Here is a 20,526-nt window from a genome sequence, read left to right as displayed (position 1 = left end):
CGACTGGCGAGCTATAGGTCGCCAGTCGGACGATAGGTCGCCAGTCGACGAGGGAGGTCGCCAGTCGGGGACGACCGCGAGGTGGCAGCACCCGCGCCTGCAGCTCGGCGTCCTGCTCGCCGTCACGACCGTCCTCTACGTGTGGGGACTGGGCGCGTCCGGCTACGCCAACGAGTTCTACGCGGCGGCCGCGCAGGCCGGGACGCAGAGCTGGAAGGCGTTCTTCTTCGGGTCGTTCGACTCGGCCAACCTGATCACCGTCGACAAGCCGCCGGCCGCGCTCTGGCCGATGGAGATCGCGGGCCGCATCTTCGGTTTCAACTCCTGGTCGATGCTCGTGCCGCAGGCGATCGAGGGCGTGCTGAGCGTCTGGCTGCTGTACGCGACGGTCCGGCGCTGGTTCGGCCACGGCGCCGGGCTGCTCGCCGGCGCGCTGCTCGCGATCACGCCGGTCGCCGTCCTGATGTTCCGGTTCAACAACCCGGACGCGCTCATGGTGCTGCTCATCGTGCTCGCCGCGTACTGCACGACGCGCGCGCTCGAGAACGCGGCGACGAAGTGGCTGCTGCTCGCCGGCGTCGTCCTGGGCTTCTCGTTCCTCGCCAAGGGGCTGCAGCCGTTCACGGTGCTGCCCGCGCTCGCGCTCGCCTACCTCGTCGCCGCCCCGACCTCGTGGCCGCGCCGCCTGCTGCAGCTCCTCGCCGCCGGGGTCGCGATCATCGTGGGGGCCGGCTGGTGGGTGCTCGCCGTCGATCTCACGCCGGCGTCGTCGCGCCCGTACATCGGCGGCTCCGGTGACAACTCCGCCCTCGGGCTCGCCTTCGGCTACAACGGCCTGGATCGGTTGAACTCCAGCGGCGGCCCGGGCGGCGGAGGTGGCGGGGGCGCCAGCTTCAGCGGCGCCAGCGGCGTAGGCCGGCTGTTCAACGACCTCAACGGCGGTCAGATCGCCTGGCTGCTGCCGACCGCGCTGCTCGCGCTGATCGCCCTGGTCGTCGTCTCGGCGAAGGCGCCGCTGGCCGACCGCACCCGCGCGGCGGCCATCATCTGGGGCGGCTGGCTGCTCGTGACCGGTGCGGTGCTGAGCTACGCGGGCGGCATCATCCACACCTATTACACCGTCGAGCTCGCCCCCGCCGTAGCCGCGCTCGTCGCGACCGGGACGGTCGTGCTGTGGCGGCGGCGTCACACGACGGCGGCGCGGCTCGCGCTCGCCGCGGGCGTCGTCGTCACCGCGGTGTGGACGTTCCAGCTGCTGGGCCGGACGGCCGACTTCGCACCCTGGCTGCGCTGGCTGCTGCTGGTGGCGGCCGCGGGCGCCGCGGTCATTCTTGTCCTGCCGCGGACGTGGCGGCGTCGCACGCTTGTCACGGCGGCGGCCGCGCTCGGCATCGCCGTGCTCGGCGGCGGCTCGACGGCCTACGCCCTCGACACCGTGAACACGCCCCACACCGGCTCGACGCCGTCGGCGGGCCCCTCCACCGGCGGCGGTTTCGGCGGGCCGGGTGGCGGCCGCGGCGGCTTCGGCCGCGGCAACGGCGGCCCCGGCGGCAACCGCGGCGGCGGGCCCGAGGGCGGCGGTTTCCCCGGCGCCCAGAACGGTGGCTTCCCCGGCACGGAGGGCGGCGCACCGGGCGGTGCACCGGGCGGCCAGGACGGCGCGCCGGGCGGCGGCGCCGGTGAGCGGCCCGGCGCACCCGGTGGTTCGGGCCGCGGGAGCGGCGATACCCAGGGCGGCATGGGTGGCGGCATGGGCGGTTCCAACGCCACCCTCAACGCCCTGATCGCCAAGACCGACACCACCTGGGCCGCGGCGACGATCGGCTCGCAGACCGCGGGCTCCCTCGAACTGGCGACCGGCAAGGCCGTCATGGCCATCGGCGGCTTCAGCGGCAGCGACGACGCCCCGACACTGGCGCAGTTCAAGGCCTACGTCGCGGCCGGCAAGGTCCGCTACTTCGTCTCCGGCGGCGGCATGGGCGGCGGCATGGGCGGTCGCGGCGGGCAGAGCGCGGGCAGCGCGATCTCGTCCTGGGTGAGCGCGAACTACACGGCCACCACCGTGGGCGGCACGACCGTCTACGACCTCAGCACACCGAAGGCGTCCTCATGACCACGACCCTCGACCGCCCCGCCGACACGACGGCGCCGGTTCCACCGCGGCGACGTCTGCGGCGACCGCGGCTGACCACCGACCGCGCGCTGCTGGCGGCCCTGCTGCTCGGCACCGCGCTGCTCTACCTGATCGGGCTGTCGGCGTCCGGCTGGGCGAACCAGTACTACGCCGCCGCGGCGCAGGCGGGCAGCCAGTCGTTCAAGGCGTTCCTGTTCGGCTCGCTCGACGCGTCGAACTTCATCACCGTCGACAAGCCGCCGGCCTCGCTGTGGGTCATGGACGTCTCGGTGTGGCTCTTCGGCGCGAACCCGTGGGCGGTGCTCGTCCCCCAGGCGCTCGAAGGCGTCGCCGCGGTGGCGCTGCTCTACGCCGCGGTACGCCGGGTCGCCGGCCCGCACGCCGGTCTGCTCGCCGGGGCGGCGCTCGCCGTCACGCCGGTGGCGACGCTGATGTTCCGCTACGACAACCCCGACGCGCTCCTGGTGCTGCTCATGACGGCGGCGGCCTACGCCACCGTCCGTGCGGTCGAGAGGGCCGGGCTGCGGTGGCTCGCACTCGCCGGCGCGCTGATCGGGCTCGCGTTCCTGACCAAGATGCTGCAGGGCCTCCTGGTCGTCCCCGGCTTCGCGCTCGCCTATCTCGTGGCCGCGCCGACGACACTGCGCCGACGACTGCTGCACACGCTCGCGGCCGGCGGTGCGCTCGTGGTGTCCGCCGGGTGGTGGGTCGCGCTCGTGGAGCTGTGGCCGGCCGGCTCACGGCCCTACATCGGCGGCTCCACGAACAACAGCGTGCTGGAGCTCGTCTTCGGCTACAACGGCGTCGGCCGGCTCACCGGTTCCAACAACAACGGCAGCGTGGGCGGCCAGGGTGGTACCGGCTTCTCGTCGAACGAGACCGGCTGGACCCGCCTCTTCGGCTCGGAGATGGGGACGCAGATCAGCTGGCTGCTGCCGCTCGCGCTCGGCGCCGTGGTCGTGCTCGGCTGGCTCACGTGGGGTCGGCCGCGGACCGATCTGCTGCGCGCCTCGACGATCGTGTGGGGCGGCTGGCTCGTCGTCACCGGCGTCGTCTTCAGCTTCGCCAGCGGCATCATCCACCCCTACTACTCGGTCGCACTGGCCCCGGCTATCGCCGCGCTCGCCGGCACCGGCGTCGTCGCCCTCTGGCGGGTGCGGGACCGGCTGGTCGGCCGTCTCGCCCTCGCCGCGTTGCTCGCGGTGAGTGCGGTGTGGACGAACACCCTGCTGGGACGTGCGTCCTGGCACCCCGAGCTGCGCTGGATCGTCGTGATCACCGGCATCGTCGCGGCCGCGCTGGTGCTCGTCGGACGCCGGGTGCGAGGGCTGCTCGTGGCGCCGTTCGTCGCGGTGACGCTGCTGCTCGCCCCCGCCGCCTACTCGCTGCAGACGGCCGCGACCGCGCACAGTGGCGCGCTGCCGAGCGCCGGACCGGCGAGCACGGCCGGCGGCGGCTTCGGCGGACGCGGCGGTCCCGGCGGCGGTCAGGGTGGCGGACCCGGCGGCGGCCAGGGCGGCACCCGCAACGGCATCCCGGGCGGCGCGCCCGGCAACGGCACGACCAACGGCACCACCAACGGGACGCGCGGCGGCTTCGGCGGCCAGCAGAACGGCACCCGTCCCGGCGGCTTCGGTGGCCAGCGCGGCGGCGGCATGGGGGGTGGCGCCGGCGGCATGGGCGGTCTCGGCGGGGCGACGACCGTGAGCTCGGCCCTGACCGCGGCGCTGCGTGCCGACTCCGCCGACTACACGTGGGTCGCCGCGACGGTCAGCGACAACTCGGCGTCCTCGCTCGAGCTCGCCACGGGCGGGGCGGTGATGTCACTCGGCGGCTACAACGGCACCGACCCGGCGATCACGCTCACCCAGTTCAAGGCGCTGGTCGCGGCGAAGAAGGTCCACTACTTCGTCTCGCTCGGCCAGGGCTTCCTCGGCTCGACGTCGTCGACCTCGTCCACCGCGTACGCGATCCAGCAGTGGGTGACGTCCACCTTCACCGCGAAGACCGTGGGCGGGACGACCGTCTACGACCTGACCGGGAGCTGACCGGCGTCCCGGTCAGCTCACGCCGGCGTAGGAGTGCAGGCCGGTGACGACGAGATTGACGATGATGAAGTTGAAGATGATGGCGGTGAAGCCGGCCAGGTTGATCCACGCAGCCGAGCGGCCCTTCCAGCCGGCGGTCGCGCGGGCGTGCAGGTAGCCGGCGTAGACGACCCAGACGATGAACGCCCAGGTCTCCTTCGGGTCCCAGCCCCAGTAGCGGCCCCAGGCGGCCTCCGCCCAGATCGCACCGCAGATGATGGCCACGGTGTAAAGAGGGAACGAGAACGCGACGACGCGGTAGGCGGCCTTGTCCAGTGTGTCGGCCGAGGGCAGCCGCTCGGCGAGGGTGGCCAGCGTGCCGCGGGCGGGCTCGCCTGCCGCGAGCCGGCGGTCGCTGCGCGACTTCGCGAGGTAGAGGATCGTGAGCATCGCGCTCGTGAGCAGGGCACCCTCGGCGATCGAGACCAGGAAGACGTGGATCGCGAGCCAGTACGACTGCAGCGCGGGGACGAGCTTCTGCGCGTCGGAGTAGAAGACCGTCCCGGCCAGGAACATGAGCAGGATGACGGGCAGCAGGATGAAGCCGCCCAGATGACGGATCTGCGGCGCCTTCCACATCACGCCGAGGAACGCGATGACGGCGACGAGTCCCGACACCGACGCGAACTCGTACATGTTCGACCACGGGACGGCGTCGACGGCGACCGCGCGGACGAGGATCGAGGCGGTGTGGACGACGGCGCCCACGACCGTCGCGGCGACCGACCAGCGGCCGATGCGGTCGGCGAGCCGACGACGTGGGCGCGGCGCGACCGGCGGTGCGTCGGGCGTCACGACCGCGGGTCCGCCCGCGCCGACGAGCTGGCGCGACGCGGCACGTTCGGCCGCACTGCGCCCGACCCGGCCGAACGCGTACTCGGCGGTGTGCCCGACCATGGCGAGCGCGTAGACGGCGATGGCGGTGGTGAACAGCCCATCGGACAGATGGGCCATGTCGCCGTTGATACCGCTCACGTCTTCAGTCCTTTCGCGTGCCGACGACGTCCAGGTCGTCGACGGCGTCGTGCGACCCGTCCGCGACGGCGAGCGCCGGGGACCCGGCATCGTGCAACCGTTCGACGACCGCGGCGAACTCGTGGGTGAAGTTGCCCGAGTCGCTGCGGGCGAGCCCGCCGACCGTCACCACGGTAGGTGATCCGGGCCGCTGCGGGGAGCCCGGGGTGACGCGGATCCAGAGCCGGCGACGCCGGACGCCGAGCGAGAACCCCAGCCCGAGCACCATCGCGACGGCGGCGCCGAGCAGCCAACCCTGCGCGGGGTCGTGCGAGACCTGCAGGCTGGCCCAGGGTCGCCAGCCGTCGAACGTCACCGACACCCCGTTGGCGAACGTCTTGGTCTGCCCGACCCGCAGGTTGGCGGCGCCGATCTTCGTGAGCTCGGCGGTGTGCAGCGCGTAGACCGACTCAGCCTCGCCGTTCGGGTTGATGGTGCCGGTGTAGACGAACATGCCCAGGACCGGGTCGCGCGCGTCTGGCGAGGACGAGGCGTACACGCCGGGCGCCGTCTGCACCGGCCGAGGCGCGAAGAACCCGGAGATGCCGACGTCCTGCTTCGCGTCCGGCTTGCCCTGCAGCTTGAACGCACCCTCGGAGTAGTAGGTGGTGTTGTTGGTGGGCAGGAACGGCGCGGTGGAGGTTCGCGTCGTCCCGTCGGGCATGCGGACGGTGATGCTGGGCGCGAAGCCGTGGTTGATCAGGTAGACCCGGTCCCCGTCCAGACGCAGCGGATGGTTGACGGTGATCGCGTCGGTCCGCGTGGTCGCCGAGTCCGCGTCGGGCCGGTAGGTGACGTCGGCGCGGAACGTGCGGGGCTCACCGGACTCGCTGTAGCGGGCGGTGAACCGGTCGAGGCTGTCGATGCAGAACCGACCGGGCGTGACGTCGCCGCGGGCCGCGAGGCGGCCGGGCTTCCACTGGTCGTACTGCGAGACGGTGTTGCAGAACCCCTTGCCCTGCACCAGGATCCGGCTGCCCTCGTAGTTGTAGAGACGGCCGATCGCGATCAGCAGCAGCGACGCGAGCAGCGCGACGTGGAAGACGAGGTTCCCGGCCTCTCGCGAGTAGCCCTTCTCCGCCGACAGCGTGAGCACGTCGGCGGTCTCCGTGCGCCGTTCGACGCGCCAGCGGCGGCCGAGGACCTCGCGGGCGGCGCTGGCGTACTCGTCGGCCGGCCGCTCACTGGTGAAGCGCGCCGACTCCGGCAGCTTGCTGAGGTACTTGGGCGCGGCGAGCGGCTTACGGGCCACCGAGCGCGCGTAGACCCGGATGCGCGGGACGAGGCACCCGACGAGCGAGATCGCGAGCAGCAGGTAGACGGCCGCGAACCACACCGACCCGAAGACGTCGAACATGCCCAACGTGTCGAGGAAGCGGCCCCAGCCGCCGTGTTCGGCGATGTAGCTGCTGACCTGGGTGGGGTTCAGCGGCCGCTGCGGCAGCAACGACCCCGGGACGGCCGCGACCGCGAGGAGGAAGAGCAGGATCAACGCGGTCCGCATGCTGGTGAGCCGGCGCCATGCCCGCCGCAGCGTGCGCAGCGGGGTCACACCTGCACCCCCGAGTCGGCCGGGACGCTCGTGCGCAGCCAGATGTTCAACTCGTTCCACGCCCCGGTGACGAGCAGGATGCCGATCGCCACCAGCAGCACGCCACCGGCGATGCTCACCGCGCGGCGATGCTTGCGCACGAACCCGAGCGCGCTCGCGACCCAGCCGAAGCCGGCGGCGACGAGCAGGAACGGGATGCCGAGACCCAGGCAGTAGAACACGGTGAGCAGCGCGCCGCGGCCGGCCGTCCCCTGCACGAGCGACATCGAGTACACGGCGCTGAAGGTGGGGGTCAGGCACGGCGTCCAGGCCAGCCCGAAACCCAGCCCGAGCAGCGGGGCGCCGACGAGCCCGGCGCGCGGCCGGCGGTGGATCTTGAGCTCCCGCTGCAGGAAGCCGATGCCGCCGAGGAAGACGACGCCCATCACGATCGTCACGACGCCGAAGACCTGTTCGATGCCGCGCCGGTGCTCGCGGATGTAGAAGCCGAACTCCCCGAACAGCGTGCCCTGGGCCACGAAGATGGCCGTGAACCCCGAGACGAACAGCAGCGCGCCGAGCAGCATCCGTCGCTGGCTGGGCCGCTCGGCGTCGCCGGAGAGCCCCGCGACGTAGGACAGGTAACCCGGGACGAGCGGCAGCACGCAGGGCGAGAGGAAGCCGATGAGGCCGACGAGCGCCGCGACTGCGGCCGCGACCAGCAGCGGACCGGTCTGCACGGTGCCGGTCAGCCCGCCGTCGGCCAGCACCGTCAACTCTCCGCGCGCAGCGAGGAGAGCGCGCGGGTGAGGTCCTTGGGGGCGTAGCGCACCGTGTAGACCGCCGCGACCTTGCCCGCGCGGTCCAGCAGCACGGTGAACGGCATGTTGCCGGGGATGTTGCCGAGCTTGAGCACGACCTCGCCGCGGGGGTCGTAGATGCTGGGGAAGTCGATCTTGTTGTTGGTCAGGAACGCGCGGGCGTTGTCCTTGTCGTCGAGCGAGTCGACACCGACGAACGAGACGCCCTTGCTCGCGTACTGCTCGTGCAGCGTCTGCAGCTGCGGCATCTCGACACGGCACGGTGGGCACCAGGAGCCCCAGAAGGCGACGACCGTGGCCCGACCCTTGCCGGCCGCGAGCCGCTGTCGGCCGGCACCGAGCAGCGACGGACCGGTGACGTCGGCGGCCGGCAGGCGGTCGGCCTTCGGGATCAGCGTGCCGATGGGGGTGGCGCCGTCGAAGCGGTAGTGCGAGTCGTCGTCGGAGCCGCCGCTGCAGCCGGACAGCGCCAGGGCCGCCACGGTGAGCACGGCGGCGGCGAGGCGGGGCAGCGTACGGCGCGGGGACATCGAGGTCCAGTGTGCGTTATGAACCCGGGTCGGTCGTCGTCGGGTTCAGTACTTCCACGGCCGCCGGTGCGGCCGCCGGGTGCCGGCCGTGGACCCGCTATGCGCCGGCGCCGTGGCCGGCGGGGAGGTCCGCGGCCGGTTCGTGGTAGTCGACGCCGACGACGACGTCGCCGTCGTAGACGAGGGACGTCACCGACGCCAGGCTGCAGCGCCGCTTGCGGGGGTCGTGGGCGAGGCGCTGGCCGGTCGCCCGGCGCGCCGCGCAGACGATCGGCAGCTGGTGGCTGACGCAGGCGGCCTCGTACCCGCCCGCGGCCCGGGCGGCGTCGCGGGCGGCTCCCGCGGCGGCGAGGACGCGGGCGGCGATCTCGGCGTAGGGCTCGCCCCAGGACGGGCGCAACGGGTTGAGAAAGTAGCGGAACATCCGCGGGTCGCGCAGCAGGCCCGAGCCGCCGGCCACCGGCCGTCCCTCGAAGACGTTGGCGGCCTCGATCAGCCGCTCGTCGGTGGCGATGTCGAGCCCGGTGGCCTCGGCCAGCGGCGCGGCGGTCTGCTGGGCGCGCTGCAGCGGCGAGGCGACGAGATGGGCGAGATCGCGCCCGGCGAGCCAGTCGGCGGCCGCCCGGGCCTGCCGCTCGCCGAGCTCGCTGAGCCCGAAGCCGGGCAGCCGACCGTAGAGCACGCCGGCCGGGTTGTGGACCTCGCCGTGCCGCAGCAGGTGGACGGTGACGATCCCGGCGGCCGGCGGGGGCGAGGACGTCATGGCCGCCATCGTCGCAGACGCGACGTCGTCCGAGCTCGGGGCTACCGTGCCGCCATGGCCGTCGACCTGCTCGCCCACGTCCGCACCGAGTCCGACCGCTTCGCCGCTGCGTTGCGCGATGCCGATCTCGCCGCCCGGGTGCCCTCGTGCCCCGATTGGACGGCCGCCGACCTGCTGTGGCACCTCGCCGAGGTGCATCACTTCTGGGCCGTCGTCGTGGGCGAGCGCATCGTCGACGGCGACGCCGCCGAGGCCGCGGGCGAGCTCGAGCGCCCCGACTCCGACGCCGCGCTCTTCGAGGTCTACGAGCGCACCACGACGGCGCTGCTCGACGCGCTGGCCGGGGCCGAGGACACCACGCCGGTGTGGACGTGGGCGCCGGAGCAGGAGGTCGGTTTCGTCCGCCGCTTCCAGGCGCACGAGGCGCTCATGCACCGGGTCGACGCCGAGCTGGTCAGCGGCGCGCCGACGCCGCTGCCGGCCGAGCTCGCCGCCGACGGCATCGAGGTCGTCACGCGGTACACGATGACGTGGCGCCCGGGCTGGGCCACGTGGACCCCGTCCGGGGGCGTCGGCCTGTTGCACGCCACGGACACCGGCACCCGGGTCGTCGTCCGGCCCGGCAGCTGGGGCGGGCACTCGCCCGACACCGGCAAGGACTACGCCGACGAGCCCGCCGTCGAGCTGGTCGACAAAGGGCGACTTGCCGACACCGACCCCACCTTCACCGTCAGCGCCCCGGCCGCCGACCTCGACGCGTGGCTGTGGAATCGGCCCGGCTTCGGCGAGGTCGACGTCACCGGCTCCGAGGCCGACTACGAGCGCTTCCGCGCCCAGGTCACGGCCGGGGTGCAGTAGCGGCCGCGGCGGCGCGGGCCGCGGCGGGCAGCGCGGCCTCGATCACGGCGAGCGCGTCCGCGTCGATCGCCGCGTTGACGAACCACGCCTCGAAGGCGCTGGGCGGCAGGTAGACACCGGCGTCGAGCATGGCGTGGAAGAACGGCGCGAACCGCCACGTCGCGGCCGCCTGCGCGCCGGCGAAGTCGCGCACCGGGTCGGCCGCGAAGAAGATCGAGAAGAAGTTGCCGGCGTACTGCAGCTGGTGCTCGACCCCGGCCGCGGTCAGCGCCTGCGAGGCGAGCGTGCCGATGGTGCGGGCGTTCGCGTCGAGCGCGGCATACGTGTCCGCGTCGGCGGTGCGCAGCGTGGCGAGCCCGGCCGCGACCGCCACCGGGTTCCCGGCGAGCGTCCCGGCCTGGTAGACCGGGCCGGCCGGTGCGAGGCGGGCCATGACGTCGGCGCGGCCGCCGAACGCCGCGGCGGGCAGCCCACCGCTCATGACCTTGCCGAAGGTGAACAGGTCGGCGTCGACCGGGTCGAGGCCGTACCAGCCCGAGGCGGAGACCCGGAAGCCGGTCATCACCTCGTCCATGATCAGCAGCGCGCCGTGCTTCAGGGTGACCTCGCGCAGCCCGGCGTTGAACCCGGCGACCGGCGCGACCGCGCCCATGTTGCCGGCCGCGGCCTCGGTGATCACGCAGGCGATGTCGGCACCGAACTCGGCGAAGCACGCCTCCACCGCGTCGAGGTCGTTGTAGGGCAGCACGATCGTCTCGGCCGTCTGCGCCCCGGTGACACCGGGGGTGTCGGGCAGCCCGTGCGTGACGACACCGGAGCCGGCTGCGGCCAGCAGCGCGTCGACGTGGCCGTGGTAGCAGCCGGCGAACTTCACGACCCGGTGCCGGCCGGTGACGCCGCGGGCGAGGCGCACCGCCGACATCGTGGCCTCGGTGCCGGAGTTCACGAGACGCACCTGCTCGACCGGCGCGATCCGTCCGACGAGCTCCTCGGCGAGCTCCACCTCGCCGCGCGTCGGCGTGCCGAACGACAGGCCGGACGACGCCGCCTGCTGCACCGCCGCCACCACGGCCGGGTGCGCGTGGCCGAGGATCATCGGGCCCCAGGACGACACGAGGTCGACGTAGCGCGTGCCATCGGCGTCCTCGACCCAGGGCCCCGAGCCGCTGACCATGAAACGCGGTGTGCCGCCCACGGCCCGGAACGCGCGGACCGGGGAGTTCACGCCCCCCGGCGTCACCCGCTGGGCGCGGTCGAACAGGTCGGCGGAGATCGGTGCGTCAGCCACCCGTCCAACTCTGCCAAACGCCGTCCGCGCGCCGCCGGGCACCGGCACGGCCGCCCCGGCAGGATGGCGGACATGGCGATGCTGCAGCTGCGGGTCGTCTGCCCTCCCGACCGCACGGGTTCGGTCTACGACGCGTTGGTCGCCGAGTCCGGCGCGGTCGCGCTGTCGGTCTCGACCTCGTCCTCCGGCGCGGTGATCACCGCCGACGTCGCCCGCGAGTGCGCCGACGACCTCCTCGACCGGCTGCGCGAACTCGGCGTCCTCGACGACGGCATGGTCACCATGGCGCCACTGGACACCGCGGTCGGCGAGCTCGCCCGGCGTGCCGAGGCCGACGCACCTGGCGAGGGGGCGGACGCGCTCATCTGGGACGACCTCGAGGCACGGACCGGCGAGGACTCGGTCATCACCTGGACGTTCACGGCCTTCATGGTGCTGGCCACGCTGCTCGCCGCGATCGGCATCGTCACCGACTCCCAGGTCACCATCGTCGGCGCGATGGTGGTCGGCCCGGAGTTCGGTCCGCTCGCGGCGATTGCCGTCGGACTGGTGAAGCGGCGACCGATGATGATCCGGCGGGCGACCGCGGCCGTGGTGCTGGGCTTCGTGGTCGCGCTTGCCGTCACCGCCGCCCTCTCGTTGCTCGGCCGCGTGGCGGGTCTGTTCGACGTGGGGGACGTGACCGGCCGGGCGCAGACCGAGTTCATCTACCAGCCGGGCTGGTTCTCGCTCATCACCGCGCTCGTCGCGGGTGCCGCCGGGATGCTCTCGCTGACGTCGAGCAAGTCGGCTGCGCTCGTCGGCGTCTTCATCTCCGTGACCACCGTGCCCGCCGCCGGGAACGTCGCGGTCGCCGGGACCGTCGGCGACTGGCACCAGGCCGGCGAGTCGCTGCTGCAGCTCGCGATCAACCTCGTCGGCATCGTCGCAGCCGGGGTCGGCACGCTGCTGCTGCTCGAACGCGTCCAGGCGTCCCGCGGCGAGCTCAGGACAGGGTCCGGCGCATGACGATGCGACGTCCGACGTCGTCGAGGCCCACGTCCCGTTCGTGGTCACGGATCGCGCGCAGGCCCGGCGTCGGGTCGTCGACCTCGACGAAACCCCGTGCGGCGTACCAGGGCCCGTTCCACGGCACGTCGGCGTAGGTGGTGAGCGTCAGCGCGGGGTGACCGGCCGCGCCGGCCCAGGCGCAGGCGTGCTCGAGCAGCCGACTGCCGAGCCCGGTCCGCATGGCGCGGGGCGCGACCGCGATCTCCTGCAGGTGCGCGAGACCGTCCACCTCGTCGAGCCACGCGAAACCGTCCGGCGGGTCACCCACCACGAACACCGCGGCCGCGTCGGCCAGCGCGTCGGGCGACAGCGGCAGCTCGGGCAGCGCGTACCCGGCGACGCGGAACACGACGCCGGCCCGCGCGTCCAACTCGGGCAGCGTCGCGAGGTCGGCCTCGGTCGCGACGCGGACGTCCGGCACCGACCGCGGCGCCGTCGCGCCCACGCCGAGCGCGGCCAGCAGCGCGTCGGGTCGCCGCGTCGGCACGAGCACGTCACGACCGTCGGCGAGGCGCAGGACGGCGCCCTTCGCCGCGGCGCGGCCGTGCGGCCAGCCCAGGACGGGCAGCTCGGCGGGGACGTCGCCGGCCGGCGCCTGCCCGGCAATCTCGTCGCGCGGCACGAACTCCTCCCCCACCCAGAGCTCGTCCGCGGTGACGACGAGGGTGCGGGTCGCCCGCGCCGACGCGACGATCAGCGCGTCCGCGCCGGCCACGAGGACGGCGGCGACGAGCCAGCCCGGCAGGTGGGCGACGGCCCCGCCCGAGCCGAGCGCCGCGTCGCAGCCGAAGCCGAGCGCGAGCACCGCGAGGACGACCAGCACCTCGCGGTAGCTCCGCGGCGACTCCACGTACTCCCGCGCGCCCCGCGGACCGGCCTCGGCCGCGTCGCGCGCGCCGGCAGCGGCGTCGTCGGTCACCGCAGCAGGGTCGCGGCTTCGCTCGCCCAGTAGGTGAGGATCACCGACGCGCCGGCCCGCCTGATCGACGTCAGCGTCTCGAGCATGACCCGCTCGCGGTCGAGCCAGCCGTTCGCGACGGCCGCCTCGACCATCGCGTACTCCCCGCTGATCTGGTACGCCGCCACCGGGACGGGGCTGGCGTCGGCGACGGCGCGCAGGATGTCGAGGTAGGGCAGCGCCGGCTTCACCATGACGACGTCCGCCCCCTCGCCGACGTCCAGCGCGACCTCGGCCAGCGCGTCGGCGACGGTGCGCGTGGCGTCCTGCTGGTAACTGGCGCGATCGCCCTGCAGCGAGGAGTTCACCGCCTCGCGGAACGGGCCGTAGAAGCCCGAGGAGTACTTCGGCGCGTACGCCAGGATGCCGGTGTCGACGTGTCCGGCGGCGTCGAGCGCCTGCCGCACCGCCGCGACCTGGCCGTCCATCATCCCGCTGGTGCCGAGCAGGTGGGCACCGGCCGCGGCCTGGGCGAGCCCCATCGCGGCGTACCGCTCGAGGGTGGCGTCGTTGTCGACCCCGCCCCGCTCGTCGAGGACGCCGCAGTGACCGTGGTCGGTGAACTCGTCGAGACACAGGTCGGCCATCAGCACGGTGTCGTCGCCGAGCTCGTCGCGCAGCCGGCGCAGGCCGACGTTGAGGATGCCGTCGGGGTCGTCGGCGCCGGAGCCTCGGGCGTCCTTGTGCTCGGGGACGCCGAAGAGCATCACGCCGCCGACCCCCGCGGTGACGGCCTCGCGCGCGGCCTTGGCCAGCGAGTCGAGGCTGTGCTGCACGACGCCGGGCATCGACCCGATCGGCACCGGCTCGTCGATCCCCTCGCGCACGAACATCGGCAGGACGAGGTCGCTCGGCCGGACCGTCACCTCACCGACGAGGCGACGCAGTGCGGCGGTGCGCCGCAGCCGGCGCGGACGCGACGCCGGGAACGGCGGCAACTGGGGCAGGCTCACGAACCCAGGTTACGGCGGTGCCGCAGCCCCCGCTCGGCGATCTTCGGGCACCACACGACGCCGGACGCGGGACACGCAGGACGATCCCCGTGCCCAGCGCCACCCGCGCCGCGCCGCCGGAGCGACGCGGCGCGCGAGGTCAGCGCGAGGCGCGCCGGGCCGAACCGCGGACCGGCTTCTTCGCGGCGGCGGTGGCCACCTTCTCCTTCTCCGCCGCGGCCCGCTCGACGGCGAACTCCGCGAGCGCGTCGATCAGCGCGGGCACCGTGGCCTCCTCGGGCTGTACGTCGACGCGCAGGCCGAACTCGGTGGCCGTGGCGGCGGTCTGCGGGCCGATGCAGGCGACGACGGTCCGGGCGTGCGGCTTGCCGGCGATGCCGACGAGGTTGCGCACGGTCGACGAGGACGTGAAGCACACGGCCTGGAACCCACCGGACTTGATCGCGTCGCGGATCTCGGCCGCCGGCGGGGCGGCGCGCACGGTGCGGTAGGCGGTGACGTCGTCGATCTCCCAGCCGAGCTCACGCAGCCCGGCTGCGAGCGTCTCGGTCGCGATGTCGGCGCGCGGCAGCAGGACGCGGTCGATCGGGTCGAGCACGTCGTCGTACGGCGGGAAGTCGGCGAGCAGGCCCTCGGACGACGCGTTGTCGTCGGCGGGCACGAGCTCGGGCTTGATGCCGAACGAGCGGACGGCCTCGGCCGTCGCCTTGCCGACGCAGCCGATCTTGACGCCGGCGAAGGCACGGGCGTCCAGGCCGAACTCCTCGAACTTCTCCCGGACGGCGCGCACGGCGTTCGTCGAGGTGAAGATGATCCACTCGTAGCGCCCGGTGACGAGGCCCTTGATCGCCCGCTCCATCTGCGTCGGCGTGCGGGGCGGCTCGACGGCGATCGTCGGCACCTCGACGGGCACCGCGCCGTGACCACGCAGCCGCTCGCTCATGACGCCGGCCTGCTCCTTGGTCCGCGGCACGAGCACCTTCCAGCCGTAGAGCGGCCGGGACTCCCACCACGTCAGCTTGTCGCGCGCGGCGGCGGCCTTGCCGACCGTCACGACGAGCCGGCCGGACATCCCCACCGTCGCCAGCGCGAGATCACCGACCTGGCCGAGCACGGTCTGCTGGCCGGTGGTCGTTCCGGCGCAGCTCACCGCGACCGGGGTGTCGGGCTTGAGGCCGTTGGCCACCAGCTGCTCGCCGACGTTCTCGACCTCGGCCGCGTCGACGGTGAGCACCAGGGTGCCGGCGGCGCCGGCCAGCGCCTCGAAGTCGGCGTCGGCGATGTCGGCGAGGTCGACCTCGGTGCGCACCGAGCCCACCGGGACGCCGGCGTAGGCCGCCGTGCCGGTGCCGAGCGTGACGCCCGGGACGACCTCGAAGGGCACGACGGTCTTGGCGACCGCCAGTGCCTCCTTGACCGCGGCGTCGTCGACGAACGGGTCGCCGGCGACGAGCCGGACGACGTGACGACCGTTGCGGGCCTCGGTCAGCGTCACCTTGGCCGTCTCGGCGGCGACGGTCTCGGCCGGCCGGACCTCGCCGCTCGCGAGAGCGACCACCCCCGGCGCCACCGCGGCGTCGACCACCACGAGGTCGGCGGCCCGGACGGCGTCCGCGGCACGGGTGGTCAGCAGGCCGGGATCGCCGGGACCGGCACCTACGAAGGTGATCCGGCCGACGGTCTTGCGCGCGCGGGTCATGCAGTGCTCCCCATCATGGTGGTGGCGCCGTCGGCGAGCAGCTCGGCGGCAAGGCGCCGGCCGACTCCGTCGGCATCGGTCGTGGGTCCGGTGGCCGACAGTCGAACGGCGTCGCTGCCGTCGATCGCGGTCACCGAACCACGCAGGAAAATCTCGGGGCCGTCGTCGCCCTCGGCGATCTCGGCCAGTGCCCCGATCGGGGACGAGCAGCCCGCCTCGAGCGCCTCGAGCAACGCGCGCTCGGCGGCGACCGCCGCCCGGCTGGCCGCGTGGTCCAGCACGCTCAGCAGCGCCACGGCGCCGGCGTCGTCGGACCGGCACTCGATCGCGAGCGCGCCCTGGGCCGCCGCGGGCAGCACCTGGATCGGGTCGAGCACCTCGGTGACGAGGTCGGCGCGACCGATGCGCCGCAGCCCGGCGTACGCCAGCACGACGGCGTCGCACTCGCCGGCGGTGACCTTGCCGACGCGGGTGTCGATGTTCCCGCGGATCGGGACGACCTCGACGCCGAGCCCGAGCGCGTTCAACTGCGCGGCGCGCCGGGGCGAGCCGGTCCCCACCCGCGCCCCGGCGGGCAGCTCGCCGAGCGTGAGCCCGTCGCGGGCGACCAGCACGTCGCGCGGGTCCTCGCGGGGCGGGACGGCTGCCACGGTGATGCCGTCGGCGGGGCCGGTGGGCAGGTCCTTGTAGGAGTGGACGGCGATGTCGATCTCGCCCGCGAGCAGCGCGCTGCGCAGCGCCGACACGAACACGCCGGTGCCGCCGATCTGCGTCAGCGCCGCGGCCGAGCGGTCGCCCTCGGTCGTGATGTGGACGGTCTCGGTGGGCGCGCCCAGCTGCGAGATCACGTGGTCGGTCTGGGCCCGGGCGAGCCGGCTCGCCCGCGTGCCCACCCGGAAGGTGCGGGCCTCGGTCATCGCACCTCGCCGGTCTGCTTCTTGACCGCGGCGACGGACTCCGCGGCGGCGGGGTCGAGCCCGAACAGCTCGCGCAGCGCAGCGGCGTACTGGTCGCCGCCCGGTGTCGAGGCGAGCTCCTTCACGCGGACGGTCGGCGCGTGCAGCACCTTCTCGACCGCGCGGCGCACGGCGTCGGCGACCTCGCCGCGGTCGGCCGGGTCGAGGCCGGGCAGCCGGCCGTCGAGGCGGGCGAGCTCGGAGTCGACGACCTGCTTGGCACGCGCTCGGAGCGCGGTCACGGTCGGCGCGACCGCCAGCCGCTGCTGCGCGATCAGGTAGTCCTGCAGCTCGGCGGCCACGATCGCCGTCGACGCGTCGACCTCGGCGTCGCTGACCATGGCGCCGCCGTTGCGCAGCGCCTCGAGGTCGACGTAGGTGACGCCGGGCGACACCGCGACCGCCGGGTCGACGTCGCGCGGCAGCGCGAGGTCGAGCACGCACAGCGGTCGCTCGTGACGTGCGCCGACGAGGTGGGACTCGACCACCAGGCCGGTGGAGCCGGTCGAGGAGACGAGGACGTCGGCGTTCGCGATCTCGTGCTGCAGCCGGGTGAGGGCGACCGCGCGACCGTCCAGATTCTCGGCGAGACGCTCGGCCCGTTCGAGCGAGCGGTTCGCCACCACGATGTCGGTCACGCCGCGGCGCCGCAGCGTGGCGCCGCTGAGCGCCCCCATCGAGCCGGCACCGACGATCAGGGCGGTACGCCCCTCGAGGTGGCCGAGCGCCTGCTCGGCACGGTCGAGCGCGACCGACACGACGGACGCGCCGGCGCGGTCGATGCCGGTCTCGGCGTGCACCCGCTTGCCCACCCGCAACGCGGTCTGCGTCAGGTCGTGCATGACGGTGCCGACCGACCCGAGCTCGGTGCCCAGCGCGTAGGCGACGCGCAGCTGGCCCAGGATCTGCGACTCGCCGACGACCATCGAGTCGAGTCCGGCGGCGACGCTGAACATGTGCTCGGCCGCCGCCTCGGCGAAGTGCACGTAACAGTGGTCGGACAGGTCGGCGATCGCCATGCCCGCGTGCCGCGCGAGCACCGAGCGGATCTCGAAGTCGCCGGGGTGGAAGCGCGGGATGTCGGCGTAGACCTCGACCCGGTTGCAGGTCGAGAGCAGCAGCACCTCGCTGATGGTCTCCGCGCGGTGCAGCTCCTCCAGGGTCTTGCGCAGGTCGTCGGCCGACACCGACGCGCGCTCGAGCACCGACACCGGCGCCGTCCGGTGCGACAGACCGACCACGATGACGCTCATGCGCGTCCTCGTTCCGCTGCGGGCGCGCACGAGGCTCGGCGCGCACTGTGCCCCTGGTTCACTCGGCAAGCCTCGCTCACGAGTTGGCCGCCTTCGTCAGGGCCGCGGCGGCCTTGCGGTTCTCGTGGAACGAGAGGATCTGCAGCTCGGCGGCGAGGTCGACCTTGCGCACGTCGACGTGCTCGGGCACCGACACGACGACGGGCGCGAAGTTCAGGATGCTGGTGACCCCGGCCGCGACCAGCCGGTCGCACACCTCCTGGGCCACCTTGCCCGGCACCGCCAGCACGGCGATGGTGATGCCTTCCTCGGCCACGACGCGGTCGAGCTCGGCGACGTCGCGCACGGTGAAGCCCTGCACGGTCGTGCCGACCAGCTCGGGGGCCGCGTCCAGCAACGCGGCGATGCGGAAGCCGCGCGACGCGAAGCCCGCGTAGCCGGCGAGCGCCTGACCGAGGTTGCCGACGCCGACGAGGGCGACCGAGCGGTGCACGGTCAGGCCGAGGGTGCGCGAGATCTGTCGGGTGAGGATGCCGACGTCGTACCCGACCCCCCGGATGCCGTACGACCCGAGGTAGGACAGGTCCTTGCGCAGCATGGCGGAGTTCACCCCGGCCCCGGTGGCGAGCTCCTCGGACGACACGGTGGTGATCGCGCGCTCGGCCAGGAGCGTCAGCACGCCCAGGTAGGTCGCCAGGCGGGCCACCGTCGCGTCCGGGACGGAGCGGGCCTCGCCGGCGCGCGGGGCGTCGGGCACGACCTGTCCGCGGACGTTGCGCGGCTGCGACATCGACACCTCGAGGAGATGACCCGGACGGCGTGGCGCGAACGCGGAGCGGACCTGCGCGCGGGCGTCGGAGTCGGTGTGGTAGGGCTGATTTCCGCTTCTGGACGGTACGCCGCTCGTGAATCTTTTCCCAAATCGCGAGGGGCCGTGGTAGTGGATGCCTCGCGCGGCGGCCGGCGGGTCGACGGAGCCGGACGTCAGCGGGCGACGGCCCGGCGGAAGCGGGCCTCCTCGACACGCCAGTACCCGTGCTCCTTGCCGTCGACGAGGATCACCGGCACCCGGTCGGAGTACTCCGCACGCAGCCGCGGGACGGCGTCGACGTCCGCCTCGCGATAGGCGAAGCCGAGCTCGGCGGCCAGCGCGCGCAGCAGCGTCTCGGCCTCCTCGCACAGATGGCATCCGGTGCGGGTGAGCAGGGTCACCACGTGGTCAGCGGGAGCCATCGGCGACCTGCCCTTCGACGTCCTCGCCCGACCCGCCGGGATCGAGCTGCCACTTCTTCACCGTGCCCGTCACGGTGTGCGGCAATGCGGGAACGACCTCCACCGCGCTGCTGCGCTCACTCGTCACGCTCCCCTCACCGGGCGGCACACGCCGCGCCGTTCGTGCCCCGCACCCGTCCGGCGGACGCGTCCCGCGGCCGTCGATGTATCGGACGACCCTTGCCATTCGTGACACGGCGTGCAAGCTAGAGGACAGCGAGCAGGTGGATGACCCGGTAATCCCGGCGTTCCGGGCCAAAGGCGTCACCGTCGCCGGGTTCGGAGACGCCCAACCAGCCGAGCCGCGGTACGGAAAGCGAAATTTTTTCACACGGGCCACCTGCCGGAGGCGGCCCGGGTCGGAGTCGGGCGAAGGGGCAGCGAACATGCCAGGTGCGCCGCTGCGTCGCCCGGCGCGCACCGACGAGGCGACCGGCCTGTCGGCCCTCGCCGATCTGGTCAACGACGCACTGGCCCGGTTGGGTGCGCGCCCGGCGTACGCGACGGCCGGCCACCCGCACCGCCCCGCCGTCGCGGCCTCGGTGCCGACCGCCCACGCCGAGCGCGGCCGGTGGCGCGGGACCGCAGCGCGTCCGGTCGCGGGCACCCGGCCCGGCGGCGGCAGCAGCGACGACACCGGCAGCGGCGACGACCCGGGTGACGCCGTCGCCGGCGGCGTCGAGGAGAGCCACGCCGAGGGCTGGCGACTGGTACGCGCGGCGCAGGACGGGGACGGCGAGGCCTTCGGCGTGCTCTACGACCGGTACGTCGACGTCGTCTACCGCTTCATCTACTTCCGCGTCAACGACCGCGCGCTCGCCGAGGACTTCACCAGCGAGACGTTCTTGCGGGCGTTGCGGCGCATCGGCTCGTTCAGCTACCAGGGCCGTGACATCGGCGCCTGGTTCGTCACGATCGCGCGCAACATCGTGCTCGACCACATGAAGTCGGCCCGGCACCGGCTCGAGACCCCGACCGGCGAGACCATCGAACGCAAGGACCACGAGCGCAGCACCGAGGCCGCCGTGCTCGAGACCCTGCAGTCCGAACGGTTGATGGCGGCGGTGCGGCAGCTGGGCGACGAACAGCGCGACTGCGTGATGCTGCGCTTCATCCAGGGGCTGTCGGTGAGCGAGACCGCCGCGGTGATGGGCAAGAACGACGGCGCGGTGAAGGCGCTGCAGCACCGGGCCGTGCGCAAGCTGGCCGAGATCGTCGGTGGCGAGCTGCGATGACGGTCCGGCCGGCCGGGCCGCGACGGCTAGGCGGGACATGGTGTCCCGGCAATTTGTACGGGCTCCGGCGTAACTGCGGACCGCCCTCGTCGTTCTACCCGGTGACCGGCGGGTTCGCCGGCGC

At 73.7% G+C, this 20,526-nt stretch carries 19 protein-coding genes; 5 read left to right on the top strand and 14 right to left on the bottom strand.

Going from position 1 to position 20,526, the window contains the following annotated elements:
- The first annotated feature begins 139 nt into the window (after positions 1 to 139).
- Both BUE29_RS23455 and BUE29_RS23450 read left to right on the top strand, forming a co-directional pair.
- Positions 140 to 2,113: an ArnT family glycosyltransferase gene (locus BUE29_RS23455; RefSeq protein ID WP_200800277.1), complete on the top strand. Its 1,974-nt coding sequence runs from the start codon at positions 140 to 142 to the stop codon at positions 2,111 to 2,113.
- A complete protein-coding gene (locus tag BUE29_RS23450) occupies positions 2,110 to 4,182 on the top strand; it encodes a glycosyltransferase family 39 protein (RefSeq protein WP_073391621.1) in 2,073 nt (690 codons plus the stop codon). Before BUE29_RS23455 ends, BUE29_RS23450 begins: the two co-directional genes overlap by 4 nt.
- 12 nt (positions 4,183 to 4,194) lie before the next feature.
- Here BUE29_RS23450 and ccsB read toward each other — a convergent pair whose 3' ends face one another.
- From ccsB to BUE29_RS16835, 5 genes are all read right to left on the bottom strand, one after another.
- Positions 4,195 to 5,196: a c-type cytochrome biogenesis protein CcsB gene (gene ccsB, locus BUE29_RS16855; RefSeq protein WP_234971500.1), complete on the bottom strand. Its 1,002-nt coding sequence runs from the start codon at positions 5,194 to 5,196 to the stop codon at positions 4,195 to 4,197.
- 4 nt (positions 5,197 to 5,200) lie between these two features.
- On the bottom strand, positions 5,201 to 6,787 hold the full coding sequence (gene resB / locus BUE29_RS16850; protein ID WP_073391620.1) for a cytochrome c biogenesis protein ResB: 1,587 nt from the start codon (positions 6,785 to 6,787) through the stop codon (positions 5,201 to 5,203).
- Positions 6,784 to 7,542 carry a cytochrome c biogenesis CcdA family protein gene (locus BUE29_RS16845; protein WP_084181323.1) on the bottom strand — a complete coding sequence of 253 codons (759 nt, stop codon included), beginning with the start codon at positions 7,540 to 7,542 and terminating at the stop codon, positions 6,784 to 6,786. The genes resB and BUE29_RS16845 overlap by 4 nt, the downstream gene beginning before the upstream one ends.
- Positions 7,539 to 8,117, bottom strand: a complete 579-nt coding sequence (locus BUE29_RS16840; RefSeq protein ID WP_073391619.1) for a TlpA family protein disulfide reductase — start codon at positions 8,115 to 8,117, stop codon at positions 7,539 to 7,541. The genes BUE29_RS16845 and BUE29_RS16840 overlap by 4 nt, the downstream gene beginning before the upstream one ends.
- Positions 8,118 to 8,214: 97 nt before the next feature.
- The gene (locus BUE29_RS16835) at positions 8,215 to 8,880 is read right to left on the bottom strand and encodes a histidine phosphatase family protein (protein WP_073391922.1); all 666 of its coding nucleotides are present in this window, start codon (positions 8,878 to 8,880) and stop codon (positions 8,215 to 8,217) included.
- Positions 8,881 to 8,934: 54 nt separating this feature from the next.
- Between BUE29_RS16835 and BUE29_RS16830 the strand changes: the two genes are divergently transcribed.
- Positions 8,935 to 9,738 (top strand): maleylpyruvate isomerase family mycothiol-dependent enzyme, encoded by an 804-nt coding sequence (locus BUE29_RS16830; RefSeq protein WP_073391618.1) that lies wholly within the window; start codon positions 8,935 to 8,937, stop codon positions 9,736 to 9,738.
- Here BUE29_RS16830 and hemL read toward each other — a convergent pair.
- Positions 9,719 to 11,026: a glutamate-1-semialdehyde 2,1-aminomutase gene (gene hemL / locus BUE29_RS16825; RefSeq protein WP_073391617.1), complete on the bottom strand. Its 1,308-nt coding sequence runs from the start codon at positions 11,024 to 11,026 to the stop codon at positions 9,719 to 9,721. The genes BUE29_RS16830 and hemL overlap by 20 nt on opposite strands.
- A 78-nt stretch (positions 11,027 to 11,104) precedes the next feature.
- On the opposite strand from hemL, the gene BUE29_RS16820 reads away from it, so the two are divergent.
- Positions 11,105 to 12,034, top strand: a complete 930-nt coding sequence (locus tag BUE29_RS16820; protein WP_073391920.1) for a DUF389 domain-containing protein — start codon at positions 11,105 to 11,107, stop codon at positions 12,032 to 12,034.
- Here BUE29_RS16820 and BUE29_RS22900 read toward each other — a convergent pair.
- From BUE29_RS22900 to BUE29_RS22570, 8 genes are all read right to left on the bottom strand, one after another.
- Positions 12,012 to 12,995 carry a GNAT family N-acetyltransferase gene (locus BUE29_RS22900; RefSeq protein WP_200800275.1) on the bottom strand — a complete coding sequence of 328 codons (984 nt, stop codon included), beginning with the start codon at positions 12,993 to 12,995 and terminating at the stop codon, positions 12,012 to 12,014. The two genes, BUE29_RS16820 and BUE29_RS22900, sit on opposite strands and share 23 nt — an antisense overlap.
- The gene (gene hemB, locus BUE29_RS16810; protein WP_084181321.1) at positions 12,992 to 13,987 is read right to left on the bottom strand and encodes a porphobilinogen synthase; all 996 of its coding nucleotides are present in this window, start codon (positions 13,985 to 13,987) and stop codon (positions 12,992 to 12,994) included. Before hemB ends, BUE29_RS22900 begins: the two co-directional genes overlap by 4 nt.
- Positions 13,988 to 14,126: 139 nt before the next feature.
- Complete coding sequence (locus BUE29_RS16805) at positions 14,127 to 15,686, bottom strand: bifunctional uroporphyrinogen-III C-methyltransferase/uroporphyrinogen-III synthase (protein WP_073391616.1); 1,560 nt, start codon at positions 15,684 to 15,686, stop codon at positions 14,127 to 14,129.
- Entirely contained in the window at positions 15,683 to 16,603 is a 921-nt protein-coding gene (hemC, locus tag BUE29_RS16800) for a hydroxymethylbilane synthase (protein WP_073391615.1), read from the bottom strand. Before hemC ends, BUE29_RS16805 begins: the two co-directional genes overlap by 4 nt.
- Positions 16,600 to 17,895: a glutamyl-tRNA reductase gene (locus BUE29_RS16795; protein WP_073391614.1), complete on the bottom strand. Its 1,296-nt coding sequence runs from the start codon at positions 17,893 to 17,895 to the stop codon at positions 16,600 to 16,602. Before BUE29_RS16795 ends, hemC begins: the two co-directional genes overlap by 4 nt.
- Before the next feature lie 76 nt (positions 17,896 to 17,971).
- Complete coding sequence (locus BUE29_RS16790; protein ID WP_073391918.1) at positions 17,972 to 18,652, bottom strand: redox-sensing transcriptional repressor Rex; 681 nt, start codon at positions 18,650 to 18,652, stop codon at positions 17,972 to 17,974.
- A gap of 227 nt (positions 18,653 to 18,879) precedes the next feature.
- Entirely contained in the window at positions 18,880 to 19,128 is a 249-nt protein-coding gene (locus BUE29_RS16785; protein WP_073391613.1) for a glutaredoxin family protein, read from the bottom strand.
- Positions 19,115 to 19,255: a hypothetical protein gene (locus BUE29_RS22570; RefSeq protein WP_159440889.1), complete on the bottom strand. Its 141-nt coding sequence runs from the start codon at positions 19,253 to 19,255 to the stop codon at positions 19,115 to 19,117. Before BUE29_RS22570 ends, BUE29_RS16785 begins: the two co-directional genes overlap by 14 nt.
- 298 nt (positions 19,256 to 19,553) lie before the next feature.
- Between BUE29_RS22570 and BUE29_RS16780 the strand changes: the two genes are divergently transcribed.
- A complete protein-coding gene (locus tag BUE29_RS16780; protein ID WP_084181319.1) occupies positions 19,554 to 20,402 on the top strand; it encodes a sigma-70 family RNA polymerase sigma factor in 849 nt (282 codons plus the stop codon).
- Positions 20,403 to 20,526 lie beyond the last annotated feature (124 nt).

The sequence above is a fragment of the Jatrophihabitans endophyticus genome, assembly GCF_900129455.1.
Classification (GTDB): Bacteria; Actinomycetota; Actinomycetes; order Mycobacteriales; family Jatrophihabitantaceae; genus Jatrophihabitans; species Jatrophihabitans endophyticus.
This window is presented reverse-complemented; position numbering and strand designations above follow the sequence as displayed.